Source organism: Nostoc sp. DedQUE04, assembly GCF_034530995.1.
Lineage (GTDB): Bacteria > Cyanobacteriota > Cyanobacteriia > Cyanobacteriales > Nostocaceae > Nostoc.
On the sequence record NZ_JAVRCA010000064.1, the window covers coordinates 37,801 to 50,810 of the forward strand.

The window sequence follows — 13,010 nt, forward strand, 5'->3', positions numbered from 1 at the left end:
AAAATGTGTTATGAACCCCGATCCCAGTAATCAAGAGCAGGCTTTTCTTGCGGAAGCGGCAGAGTTATTGCAAACCATTGAGCAGAATCTGATCGGTCTACTTGATGAAAAAACAATAGAAAAAGTTCATGCCTTGATGCGAAGCGCCCATACTATCAAAGGGAGTGCTGCCAGTGTTGGGCAAGAAACTATTCAGACAATTGCCCATCATTTGGAAGATGTATTCCAAGCGTTATATGCTCCAGAACTGGAAATCGATCCAGAATTGGGTGCTTTGCTTCTAGATGCTTATGAGTGCCTGCGAACTCCATTAAGTGCAGCCTTGATGGGCTTATCCTGCAATGAGGCAGAAATACTCGATCGAACTGCTTCCATCTTCGCCCAACTCCAACATAAACTAGGCGACTTTTTTGGTCGTGAGGCTCCGCTTCCCAGTTCGGAAGAACTTGGCTTTGATGTGGTAGAGTCAATCTTTTCCGGGAGCGTACTCCAGGATTTGCAACAGCTGGAAACTGACATCCAAAGCCAAGATCCGCAACAAATTCAAACAACACTCAACTCCCAAGCAGAATTTTTTGTCGAATTAGCAGCATCTTATGGCTTATCTGGATTGGAAGAAATTGCCCAGGCGACCCTAAACGCGCTCAAAGCGTATCCAGACAAAGTACTGCAAATCGCTCAGGTGGCTTTAGAAAATTTTAAAGCAGCTCAAGCAGCAGTACTCGCAGGCGATCGCACTCAAGGGGGAGAAATATCTCCACAATTGCGAGAATGGGCAGGGTTAACTATTCCTGTCCCAGAACCACAAGGGGAGCCAGTTGCGATCGCTGCTCAACCAACACAAACGACTACAACTGAGAATCAGCCATCTCCTCTCCTCAGTGCGAACGAAGCGGAATCAATTTGGTCGTTTTTCCCGAAGCGGACTGATAACTCCGTACCGAAAGCGCCAGAGGTACTAGAACCAATTTCTCAGGATTCGGTAGTAGTCCCCTCTGCCATAGATCGGATTTTACAGTCAATCTGGATCGGAGATCCACAGACATCCTGCCGATATTCAGACTCAGATCGGCCAGCCTCTCCACCACCAGCACCAAGCCTCCAAGCTCAGTCATCGGCATCACTTCCCAGTATCCGAGTCGCAATAGAACAGCTCGATCGCCTCAGCCACACGATTGGGGAATTACTAATCAACGAAAACCAACAAAACCTACAATCTAACCACATCCACAAAGCAGCTCAAGATACTCTAGTACAGTTTTTGTACTGCCAACAACAACTTAGTAAAGTTTCTACTTGGTCGGATCGACATCTGCTGCTTCCCGAACGCAAGCAGCGACATATACATGCATCTCTAGGCTCAGTTCTCCCTGCTTCTCCAACTGCCGAAGCACAATCTAAATTTGATGCCTTAGAAATGGATACCTATAGCGAGTTGCACATTCTCCTGCAAAATCTGACAGAAGATATGGTGCAATTAGGAGAACGGATTGAGGCTTTTAATACCTTAGTTCAGCAATCTCGCTTCAGTCTCGGAAAGCGCAAACAACTGCTTTCAGGAGCGCAGGAAGATTTGCTGCAAGCCAGAATGGTTCCACTGGGAACGGTGTTGAATCGATTTCCCCGGCTGCTGCAACAGATGGTAGCAACTTATCATAAGCCTGTTGAACTCAAGCTTGGCGGTACGAAGGTGCTGGTGGATAAAGCCATTTCTGAGCAGTTGTACGATCCCTTACTGCACATGATTCGCAATGCCTTCGATCACGGCATTGAACCGATAGAAACCCGCCGTCACCAAGGTAAACCAGAAACCGGAACAATTACAATTCAAGCTTATCATCAAGGCAACCGCACTACTATTGAGGTACGGGATGATGGTCGAGGCTTGAACTGGGAATCGATTCGTCAGCGAGGTATAGAAAAACACCTGCTGACTCCCGAACAAGCCGCCTACGCCTCCGAAGACCAACTAGCAGAGTTATTATTTGAACCAGGCTTTTCTACCGCTAACCAGATTGGTGAGTTATCTGGGCGTGGTATCGGCTTAGATGTCGTTCGCACTCAATTGCAAGCTTTACAAGGTTCGATTGTAGTGCGATCGCTTTCAGGGCAGGGAACCACCTTTATCCTACAATTGCCTCTGAGCTTGACAACAGCACGCTTGCTCGTTTGTCAATCTCAAGGTATTACTTATGCCTTGCTGTCTGAAGGAATTAGCCAGGTTTTATTACCGCAGCCAGACCAGATTCAAGTGCAGCAATCTTTACACGGGCAAGGCAGCCAAAAATTCTGGCAGTGGGGAGAAGGGCAAAATCAGCAACTAGTTCCCATCCGCCCGCTTGCCAATTTGCTGGATTACAAATATCCTTTATCCACCCAAGACCACAATTTAACCCTCAGTCCTTTTCCAGTCAAACAACGCAACACCGTAGAACCTCTGCTACTGTTGCAAACAGAGCAGCAATATCTGTGTTTGCAAGTCGATCAGATTTTAGTCGAGCAGGAATTAGTAATTAAATCCCTCGGCAGAGTCCTGACTTTACCTAGTTACATCCAAGGCTACAGCGTGTTGGGAAATGGTAGCCTCACCTTAACCGTTGACCCGTTGGAGTTAGTTCGTCAAACCTGGGAGACAGATATAATGCCGACTTCCCCGACATCAATTGCAACTAAACTATTACCCGCGCCTGAGCCTGTTCTGGCTCTAGAGGGTCAACAATCCCAGCTAACGATAACGCAACCGCAGCAACAGCCTATTGAAGTCAATACAGCCGTTGCTCAACCTAACCAACTGACGGTGTTAGTAGTGGAAGATTCAGTTGTACAAAGGCAAAGTTTGGTGCAGACGCTCCAGAAAGCCGATTATCAAGTGTTGCAAGCAGGTGATGGTCGAGAGGCGATCGCGCAAGTGCTGCAACACGGTGATGTCGATCTAGTGATTTGTGACATTGAAATGCCGCGGATGAATGGATTTGAGTTTTTAGAACACCATCGCCAAGACGAGCGTTTATCAGGGATTCCTGTAGTGATGCTGACTACCCGTAGCGGACAAAAGCACCGCCAATTAGCTTTAGCTCTAGGGGCGAAAGCTTACTTGACCAAACCCTATTCCGAACAGAACTTCTTGGCCGCGATCGCGGAACTGGTTCATCTCCGAATGGCACGCTTGTAAAGCTGAAAGCTCGTCTGGGCAGGGTGTTGGGGGTAGGGTGTTGGGTGTAGAGAAAAATCAAGAAAAGTAAATATGAGTGGGGATACAAATAAATTTCTGACTTACTACACCCACTCAGCCACACCCCACACCCAAAAGCCTTATATATAATGGGTTTGCCGTTATCAAGCGTGCCATTCGGTTCATATCCCTTAGCAAGAAAGGCAGAAGACAGAGAGCAGTATTCCTCCTGCCCCCTGCCCCCTGCCTCCTTCACCCCCTGCAAGCAGCTATCGCCATCTACCGAGTTAACCCCTGCCCCCTGCCTCCTTCACCCCCAACCACTTGCTATGCTTAACACTCCCTTTCCGTTTAAGCGATTATCAGGCGCTGTGACCGAAAACGACTCATTACGAGTCGTTGTTTTTACGATCGCAGACTATTTATTTGCCCTGCCAGTTGGTGCAGTTCTCAAGGTGATTGCTTGTCCTCCTATTAGCAGTACGGTTGAAAGTGGGATCGGGATGGTCGATTTGGGAGCGCAAACTATTACGATTGTGGACTTGCGCCAGAAGTTAATTCCGCAAGTACAAGACCAACAGGCGCATCAAGTTCTCTCTGCGGTTGACACTTCAGGGCGCTTTTTACTTCTGACTCAAACGCGGACTGGGGAAATTTGTGGCATTCCTGTGGACAAGCCCCCTGCCTTAATCGATATTCCTTTGGAAGTTGTGCGTCCTGTGCCTTGGTCTTATCGGCAAGTGGCAGAGTTAAGCTGTGTGAGCCACATGGCTGTTTTATCTGTAACACCAAACGAGGAACCACTCAAAGTACTTCTTTTTGGTATGAGCCAGATATTGGCTGATAAGTTGGGGTTGCCGGGAACAACCCAGCTATTGGCTCCTGGGCTGACATCAGGCGAACAACGGCAAAGATTTCTGCGTTTTTCCTTGGGAAATCAAGGCAGTGGATTGCTACCATTCCACTCATTACAGGACATTATTCATCTCGCTAGCCAAGAAATTTCCCCAGCTCCGGCCTTACCAAGTTGGATTTTAGGTTTCTATAATTGGCAAGGACAGATGCTGCGGCTGGTTGACTTGGAACATTTGCTTGGTTATGCGCCGCTTTTAAAGCGGCACTCACGACCAGAAAAGCCAATGGTTCTGGTTATCGAGCTGCAAAATCAGGTAATCGGATTTTTGGTGGCTCATGTCTACGATGTAGAGTGGCAGGATTTACAGCAAGCACAATCAGCACCAACCGACTTTTCCCCAAACAAACTACTAAATTTTGTTCGAGGTATTCTACCAGGCGATCGCTGGATTTTAGACACCAGAGCGATCGCCCAGACATTGCAATGGCAAACCCACTGATTTAACTTGATGCTGCCAAGGAGTTTTTCGTGACGATCGCAACCTTAGACCCTAATTTTGAAACCCAGCCTGTTGAAAATCAAATCCCGATAGAAGAAATTTTGGCTAATGTGGCTCTAATCAAAGCAGTCTTTCAATCTGCTAAGGGGCCAAAGGTCGCTCAATTGCAGCAGAAGGTAAGTCAAATCGAAGCTTTTATCCAAGCTTTGGCTAAGGATTCGCCCAGTGACAATGATGACAATGTGCAAAGGGCTTTTCAACTCCAGCGAGAACAACTTGTGACCATCGAGCGGCAAATGCAGCAGACAAAAGGCCAAACTGCACTTTTGGAGGTTACAGTCAGCGCCCTTCAAGATGTTCTCAACGCCGATCGCGTCCTGATTTATCGTTTTGAAGAAGATAATCGCTCTCGAGCGATCGCTGAAGCTACACAAGCGGGTTGGATATCCCTGCTCAACCAATCCCTACCGATAAATTTGTTTGTTACTAAACCCGATGTTAGTGACGCAACTGAATTATTAGAACTAACTGGGCGCCAACAGCAATTTTGGCAACGCTTTCAGGTGCAAGCTAGCCTGTGCTTGCCCTTGATTGTCAAACAACAGCCTTGGGGTTTTTTAGTTATTCATCATTGCCTTGCACCCCGACAATGGCAGGAATCAGAGCGCAGTTTGCTGCAACAAGTAGGAATGATGTTGACAATTAACTTGCACTCGGCTGAAATAGTAGCTCCACCTGCTCAACAGCTTGAATCCCTCGATCTGTCTGAGTTACTAGTGCCATTCCAGCAGGTGAGCCAAACCGTACAAGAAGGAGCAAGAATTGCCGAACTGACCAGTGAGCATTTAATGTCTATTCAAGATACTGTTGCTTTTACAAATAAACAGCTGCAATACCTCGGTGAATTCTGTCAGCAAACTTCTGGCTTTGTTCGCCTTGTGGAAAGCTTAAGTACCAAGATTCAGATTTTGTCTTTGAATACAGCCATCGAAGCAACAAAAGCTAGCGAGCAAGAACGAGGTTTGCTAACTGCTGCCGAACAGGTGGAAATTCTCGCCCATCAAGCCCGCGAAAGCACCCTAAATGTAGAGGAATGGTTCCAGGAACTACAGGTGACAGCAGTAGATGTTGCTTCTGCTATCGAACCGTGCAATGGACAAATAAGTGCGGGGCTGGAATCAATCGCACAAATCCAGGAGCAATTTAAAGCGATCGCTGACATCGCTGCTTGTACCCTCAAATCAATGCCGAAACCATAGAATTGTCACAAACCCCATAGAAACTGAGAGTTACGTTCATGAGTACCGATTTTGTCCCCCAACCGCAGAACGACGATCGCTTTCTAGAAGAAGCGATCGATTTGTTACTGTTCTTGGAGCAGGAGTTGCCTAACTATACAAAAGACAGTAACCCCGGTACAGCTTTGGCTCTCATGGAAGCTGCTGGCTCTCTGCATTCGATTGCTATAGCAGCCGAACTAGATACCATTGCGATAGTTGCGGCTGCACTAGAAGAGATTTTTCAGCTTTTGCATCAGTATCGGGCAACTATTGACGCTCCAATCGCCTCCCTGTTATCGGAAGGATTAGATTGCCTACAGATGCTGCTGATGGCATTTTTAACAGCCTCAAAAATTGAGGAAGTAGAAATTCTGGAGCGGATGTCTGCCATTGTTGCGCGTCTGCAAGCAGAATTTGGCGATTCCCAGGATACACACCTTGAGACATCGCTAGAGCAACCGCAGGAACATCAACCAGTTATTCAGTTTAACGATTCCTTGGCCGAGCTAGAAGCTTCTATATCTCTACCAGAGCAAGTTATAGTTAAAGACAAGGAAAGTCTTGACAGGAAACTAGTAAGTGAAACTAACCTCCAGGTTAGTAGCTTTAGTCACCTAGATGCTGAACGGCTTTCCGCCAATGTAGAGGAACTAGTAAACCTGGAGGAAGGAGATTTTCATGCTTGGTTGGGGGATTTTTCCCTGCCTACTGAAACTTCTGTTGCATCCCTAGTTAAATCTTTGAGCGATCGCCATCCACTCTCTTTGCAACAATCCATTTCTACGATTGTTGCAACAAGTATTCCAGCCGCTACCCCGATCAATCTTCAGCATCTCGAACAACTAAACGCGCTAATTGCAACATTACTAACTAACTACGATCGGCAAGCTTGTCAGGAAGAACAACAACAATATGCGATCGGGCGGTTGCTCCGACAAGTTAAACGATTACAACACCTGCTCGATAACCTACAGGAATGGTCAGGACGTTTAGCAGCAATTTCAGATACCCTTTCTCCTCTAGCTGCTTCTCGCTCTCAGCAATTATACAGTACTCTGCAATCTGTCTTGGCCCAAGCGTCTCAGGTGGCATCAACTGTTGATTCGCTCAATAACAATCATCATCAACTCAAACAAGAACTCATACAACAGGAAAAGTTACTTAAGCATTCTTCCAATTTAGTCAAAACAGTTACAACTATTCCTTTAAAAGTAGCCTTAGAACCGTTGCATCGGCTTTGGTCTCAGTTACAAGCTTTACAAGATAAGTCTGCTAGACTACATTTACAAATTAGCGATATCCAAGTCGATCGGGCATTTAGCGATCGCCTCCGTGTCCTTCTGTTGCATATAAGTTGCTATTTACTAGAGCAAAGCATTGAGTCTGGTCAAACGCGCCAACACCTTGGTAAAAATAGCAACGGGATCATCGAAATTCAAGTTTATCAGCAAGGAAATCAACTGATTATTGATGGCTGTGATGATGGTGCAGGACTTAACTTATCTCAAATTTATCAACCTGCTTTAGCCCAAGGGTTCGCCCTGACAAAACCAGGGGATATGTTACAAGTGACTGAACTGGTACTTGAGCCAGAGGTTTCATCTGTTTTGTGCGATCGTGCTGCCTTAGAGTTAGGAGTAGAATTAACTGAAGTTTGCAAGCAATTAACAGCTATTCAGGGAAGAATAGTACTGAAGTCTAAAGCTGGACATGGTACAGCCTTCTCGCTCCAAATTCCCCTCGATCGCAAAATTGCTCAACTTATCGTCTGTCAAGCTAACTCCAGAGTCTATGCATTTATTGCCGATTCTGTAGAGCAGATTTGTCTATCCCAGTCCGAACAAATTATCCAAACTCAAGCAGGACGGATGTTATTATTGCAGTCTTCTGGCACCAGTGGCTTGCTTGGTTATGCTGAGGAGGATCTAACAACAGAAATGCTCGTCCCTATCTACTTATTGACTGATGTGCTGACTTGTCCTAACTACCTTCCCACCTCAGTTACTACTTACAGCACAGATACACTAAATGCTTTCAAACAGGATAAGCCGTTATTAGTATTTCGTTACTTAGACAAACGATGTGCTTTAGAAGTAGATTGCATCATCGGCAAGCAATCCTCTGCAATCCATCCTCTGGGGGAAGCAACCCCGGTTGCTGCTTATATCCAAGGAACTAGCATTCTTGCCAATGGGCAACTTAGCCTGGTTTTGGATGGTCAGCTTCTCACAAAATCTCTAGCTTGAATCCCCAGAGGGTTACTCAGCAGGCTTGCAACGGATTAACCAAGCTTTAATCTCCCTGAGTTCATTATTTTGATCGGCGATTTGGTTCTCAATATCTTGGAAGCCGTAAGCGATATTTTTTGAAATCTCTGCTTGGTTCCTGACAAGATGATCAAAATTTCGCTTATCATTAAGGGCTTTTTCAGCAGCAGCTACAGCAATTTGAGTAGCCTGCTGTTTCTCAAACTTTAGCTTATTGTGCCACCAGGCTATCCAGCCAGATAATGCACCAATAAAAGCTAGTAGAAAGCTGGCAGCACTAGCATCAAATTTCATAATTATTGCTAAATCAATTCTCGAACTAAAGCCTTTCCAGTAGTACCTAAAATCAGTCCAGTATCATCCCAAACGCCGCAAACAATTCCAGTGTATCCAAATGGAATTTCGTAATATCCACCGGCGCCAATTCTGTAAGCAAAATTAGTTTTAGAAGCCGAACTACCAAAATCGATGCATAAAGGAGCATTACTATAATTCCAAATAGTTGCACCTTTGCGGTTGGGATTATCAGCTATTAAAGTTTGCATAGTAGTGCTAACACTAACGCTCGTAGGCGTAGCCACACCACTAGTACCAGAGTTAATAGTAGTAGGATTCCAAAGAGCCATTAATAACTACACTCCACAAACGAAAGCTTACAATTACTTGCGGCAATAGCAGAAATCTTGCCAGTATAAAGATTATGTTTATTAATCTCGTAACTTCCACCTCGCGGTTTGATAATGATTCCTTTGTTCTTGACTGCGTTGGAAGATTTCCCAAGAATTAAAGTGATATCAATGCTGTAATTATTGACAAAAATTGCATAAGTTCTGTTAGCGTTAGCATCTAACAAAAGAGTTACATTAGTATTTAAACTCTTTTCATCATTAGTACATTTATCGAATGGAATAGCAGAATCATTCGATGAATCTGAGGGATTATTAAGCATTAAATTAAAGCCTCAATCTTTAAATTCCACTGAGCGAAATTCGACTCAGGAGTGTAAGGAAGGTATCGCGAAGCTCGGATAATTTGGGTAATACCAAACTCAATACTGTATTAACAATGCTTCCAAGAGTCTGACCGAGATTACTAGTCAGCATCAATGCATTATGCAACGTGGTCGCAAAAGTCAGAACTGCCAAGGCCTTTTCAACGTATGTGTTTTCAGCAACGGCTGTCACTAATCCACTAATCCCACCCGTTACCTGTTGACCTAACTTGTTGTTAATGACGTTTAATAGTGCTAAATTTGCACCGTTTACAACAGTACTTGAAGCGCTGACCACGGTAGCAAAACCAGTATTTACTGATGCTTTAATACCCGCTATTGCACTTCCCAATACACCCTGCGTTTGTTGATGTTGTGCGGCGATAAATGCCTTTAATTCAAATACTTCTGCTTGTCCCATATCCTTCCCGTCCTTACCATCTCTGCCAGGGAAACCATTTCTACCGTTAATACCATTTCGCCCATCTCTACCAGGAATGCCGGGTAACTGCACTTGTACAACAGTGGTGATACCGTTCTGTCCGTTCGTGCCGTTCGTACCATTTCTGCCAGGTAATCCCGGCAGACCCCGATCGCCTTTGTCACCCTTGGGGCCTCTCAGTCCTTGCAATCCTTTGACTAACTGAACTGTAGCGATTACAGTAGTTGCGATCGCAAGTGCTTCACCCGCTTTTTGCAATGCTTGACCACCGAGTTTTGCAGCTTGCTGCCCAATTCCTTCTGCTTTGATACCTTGTTTGTAGGCTGTGGTGGCGTTTTCATTGGCTGTTGCAGCATTCCTCACCGCACCATCAGCTGTCAGCTGTGCCTGTTTGGCATTCTCAAGAGCAGTTTTGCCGAAATTCTCAGCACGAGTTGCTGTTACCTGCGCTGCACCCGCTTGCAATTTAGCCGCTTCACCAATACCCTTAGCATCAAGCGCGATATTCTTCACTTGTGCGGTCAGTGACTCGTTAGCACCGATGCGGTTTTGCAACCCTAGCAACTTGCCCAGAATACGCGATACATCATTGCCAAGCTGTACTAACCCACTTTCTACGGCATCAATACGCCCACCTAATACATTGAGGGTTGCCAGTTGTTCGATAAGCGTAAATATTGTAGCGATCGCATTGAAAGCCTCCAGTAATCTACCCGCCAATCACCCTGTCGCAGCTAAGGCTTCACTGCTAATACCCACAGCTTTTGCAGCGGCAGTTACAGCGTTGCCTACAGCAGTTTCCAACTTCCCAATTGCCTTGCCGAGTGCATTGACCTGACTACCAAAACCATTGACCAACCCGCGTAAGCCAGATACCTCTGTTGATAGATTTAATGCATCTCTGGCAACAGTAGCAGCTTTAGTGCTTGCACTTGCGGATTCAGTTACAGCTTGCGCTGATTTACTGATAGCTTGATTAGACAAACCCTTTGCTAGTTCTGCATCTGACGCAACACTGTTAAGTGTGTTTTTTATCGATGGTATTTCTTTCTCTAAACTACTAAGCTTACCGCTATTCTTGCGTTCTATTTGTGCTAATCGTTCTGCTTCTCGTGTGTTCCTTGTATTAAGTTCTCTGAGGTCTGCATCAGATATTTCTAATTGTTTGTTTACCCGATTTAATCGTGCTTGCTCACCTTCAAGTTGAATAGTTTTCGCTTGTGCTTACTTCATTTGTCTAGCATACTCAGCAGCATTACGCTCTACACGAGTAGCGGATTCCCTTAATCCTCGTTGTTCGATTTCAAGTAATCGTTGTTGTCTGGTATTTTCTACTATTTGCAAGAAGGCATCACTTGCAGCTTTTTTTGCCTCTGCAATTTGAGGTTGCAGTTTGTTTGTAGCTACCACCACAGCACCAGCTACAAAAGTTGTAAGTTCTGGCTGTAATGATGATTTGATTGAGTTTTTAAGCGATAATTCATCAACTGGTTTGATGCCTGCAATCTGTTGTTTTAGTGTGTTAATTTGTGATTGTAAATTCTGGCAACAGTCGCACTTGCCAGCGCAATCGAGCGCTGATTGCATACTCCCAATTACGCTAGACATACTCATATATTTAGCCGCAATTCCTATTTATTAATTGATTAGATAAACCTTCAATCTGCGCCCAATCAGAATTGCTGATGCACTGACCACTACAGCCAGTGCCACAAGCAACTTCACAATCGGATAGTGATTGATAAATACCTGGGGTGCTATATACAGATTTTTTTATGCAAGCCCCATTAATGCAATCGTATTTAACGTCTGGAAGAGGGTCAGCAACGAAACTTTTAGAAACAATATAACCGTTACCCCAGTTTGCAAGAAAAATCCTACCATCACACGATGAGACTAAATTCATGCTGGGGCTTGCGCTGACCAATACAGGGTTATCGTCAGCAAAACCAGGATAAGTTTCTGTGTAGTCGCGGTTTCCAGTGTTATACAGTCTAGTTATTAAATTCCAAGTACCCCTCTTACACGGTTAATCCAGAAGTCAGATCATCAAAATAATTCTATGAAAAATAACCGCAACGGACAAGCGGCTGTTTTTACGGCCAAGGAATATTCTCGAATCCGTAATCACATCCAAAGCCAAAAATACAAATTACTTTTAGACTTAGCATGGTTTACTGGGGAGAGGTGGGGGGCGCTGGTGCAAATGAAGATTGCGGATCTTTACGATGCTGAGGGTAATCCACTTAAATTGATCACTTTTCGCGCCAGGACTCGTAAGGCTGTAGGTGGCAAAAAGAAAACCCAAAAGACCCGACAAGTACCAGTACATCCAACTCTTCACGAAGCTTTGAAAGCATACACCCCAGAAGATCCAGATTCGGAGTGGCTATTTCCTTCCAAGAGGGACTACACCGAAGGGGAAATCCCCAAGCACATCACCCTCAGATATGCGGATATGGTGTTTCGAGAAGCTGTGCAAAAAGCTGGGTTGGAAAGCCGAAGACTCAGCACTCATTCCAGCCGCCGGAGCTTTGTAACCCATTTGGCTCGTAACGGTGTGTCGTTACGAATTATCCAAAAGCTTTTGGGATATGCGGATTTGAAGATGTTGGCGGTTTACATCGATGTCAACGACCAAGACCTTGAGGGCGCGATCGCTACTCTATAACTAAACCATCTGACAAAGTTTACTCAGGCAGGTAAGCTGGACTAGGTTGATAACACCTAACATCACTGCATTGGATTTACTTGCGCGATGCCTGCGGCGAGCTACGCTAACGCACTGCCGAGGATAAAGTGCGATCGCATTTTTCACAGGACAAAAATATGACCACTGAAACCAAAGAACAAACTGTACAAGAACTGATTCAAGAATTACAAGAGTTTCCTGGGGATCTGCTAATTTGTCTGACAGATCCCTATGGCGAACGTTTCACCATCATCGGTTTTGAGGCTGGGTCTGACTGTGTAAATGTTGTCATCTCTGCTTCGGACGATGACGACGGGGAATAAACTTAGTTATTCGTCATTCGTCATTCGTCATTGGGCATTGGGCATTGGGGAATGGGGAATGGGGACTGGAGACTAGGAGCGCCAGGAGCGAATCAACTTTTGGCGGCTGCCCATCCGCGATCGCAATCTCAACCTCCTGCTTCCGACTTTGGGCCAACTGCGATCGCACATTCCCCCCGGCAATATGCTGATGCTTAATCTTCCCCCCAGTCTTCCAGCAATAGCGGTAATAATGGTTATCTTTGCGATTAGAAGGACAGTATTTTTCTACCCAGTGAAGATGTTCTGGAACGGGTAAAATGTGTTCTGGAACATCGGTATAGTCCCCGAATCCTGGGGTTTTTTGTTCTGGAACAGGATTTTGTGTATCACGTTCCAGAACAAAATTCTGGTTGTGACTACTGACTAATTCAGATGACTGTGTATCCTGTTCCAGAACCTGACTTTTCCCGTTAAGTCTGTTTTGCAAGCTGCCAACCTTCACAGAG

12 protein-coding genes and 1 pseudogene are annotated in these 13,010 nt (G+C 45.2%); 6 read left to right on the forward strand and 7 right to left on the reverse strand.

Annotated features, from left to right (window positions below):
• Positions 1-10: 10 nt before the first annotated feature.
• The 4 genes from RM049_RS31125 to RM049_RS31140 all read left to right on the forward strand — a co-directional run bounded on the left by RM049_RS31125 (position 11) and on the right by RM049_RS31140 (position 8,053).
• Positions 11-3,172 (forward strand): hybrid sensor histidine kinase/response regulator, encoded by a 3,162-nt coding sequence (locus RM049_RS31125; RefSeq protein WP_322706916.1) that lies wholly within the window; start codon positions 11-13, stop codon positions 3,170-3,172.
• Between the two features lie 329 nt (positions 3,173-3,501).
• Positions 3,502-4,527, forward strand: a complete 1,026-nt coding sequence (locus tag RM049_RS31130) for a chemotaxis protein CheW (RefSeq protein ID WP_322706917.1) — start codon at positions 3,502-3,504, stop codon at positions 4,525-4,527.
• A 29-nt stretch (positions 4,528-4,556) separates the two neighbouring features.
• Entirely contained in the window at positions 4,557-5,786 is a 1,230-nt protein-coding gene (locus RM049_RS31135; protein ID WP_322706918.1) for a GAF domain-containing protein, read from the forward strand.
• A 38-nt stretch (positions 5,787-5,824) separates the two neighbouring features.
• Positions 5,825-8,053 carry a chemotaxis protein CheW gene (locus RM049_RS31140; protein WP_322706919.1) on the forward strand — a complete coding sequence of 743 codons (2,229 nt, stop codon included), beginning with the start codon at positions 5,825-5,827 and terminating at the stop codon, positions 8,051-8,053.
• 12 nt (positions 8,054-8,065) lie between these two features.
• On the opposite strand, the gene RM049_RS31145 is transcribed toward RM049_RS31140, so the two are convergent.
• From RM049_RS31145 to RM049_RS31170, 6 genes are all read right to left on the reverse strand, one after another.
• Complete coding sequence (locus RM049_RS31145) at positions 8,066-8,368, reverse strand: hypothetical protein (RefSeq protein ID WP_322706920.1); 303 nt, start codon at positions 8,366-8,368, stop codon at positions 8,066-8,068.
• Between the two features lie 8 nt (positions 8,369-8,376).
• On the reverse strand, positions 8,377-8,700 hold the full coding sequence (locus tag RM049_RS31150; protein WP_322706921.1) for a hypothetical protein: 324 nt from the start codon (positions 8,698-8,700) through the stop codon (positions 8,377-8,379).
• On the reverse strand, positions 8,700-9,023 hold the full coding sequence (locus RM049_RS31155) for a hypothetical protein (protein ID WP_322706922.1): 324 nt from the start codon (positions 9,021-9,023) through the stop codon (positions 8,700-8,702). Before RM049_RS31155 ends, RM049_RS31150 begins: the two co-directional genes overlap by 1 nt.
• A 19-nt stretch (positions 9,024-9,042) precedes the next feature.
• The gene (locus tag RM049_RS31160) at positions 9,043-10,227 is read right to left on the reverse strand and encodes a hypothetical protein (protein WP_322706923.1); all 1,185 of its coding nucleotides are present in this window, start codon (positions 10,225-10,227) and stop codon (positions 9,043-9,045) included.
• On the reverse strand, positions 10,228-10,491 hold the full coding sequence (locus RM049_RS31165) for a hypothetical protein (protein ID WP_322706924.1): 264 nt from the start codon (positions 10,489-10,491) through the stop codon (positions 10,228-10,230). It lies immediately after the preceding gene.
• Between the two features lie 240 nt (positions 10,492-10,731).
• Positions 10,732-11,094 (reverse strand): hypothetical protein, encoded by a 363-nt coding sequence (locus RM049_RS31170; RefSeq protein ID WP_322706925.1) that lies wholly within the window; start codon positions 11,092-11,094, stop codon positions 10,732-10,734.
• 475 nt (positions 11,095-11,569) lie between these two features.
• Between RM049_RS31170 and RM049_RS31175 the strand changes: the two genes are divergently transcribed.
• Together RM049_RS31175 and RM049_RS31180 are read left to right on the forward strand one after the other, a co-directional pair.
• Entirely contained in the window at positions 11,570-12,178 is a 609-nt protein-coding gene (locus RM049_RS31175) for a tyrosine-type recombinase/integrase (protein WP_322706926.1), read from the forward strand.
• 158 nt (positions 12,179-12,336) lie between these two features.
• Complete coding sequence (locus RM049_RS31180; protein WP_322706927.1) at positions 12,337-12,522, forward strand: hypothetical protein; 186 nt, start codon at positions 12,337-12,339, stop codon at positions 12,520-12,522.
• A gap of 13 nt (positions 12,523-12,535) precedes the next feature.
• Here the strand turns inward: RM049_RS31180 and RM049_RS31185 are convergent.
• A pseudogene (locus tag RM049_RS31185) lies at positions 12,536-13,010 on the reverse strand (hypothetical protein); the annotation flags it as partial.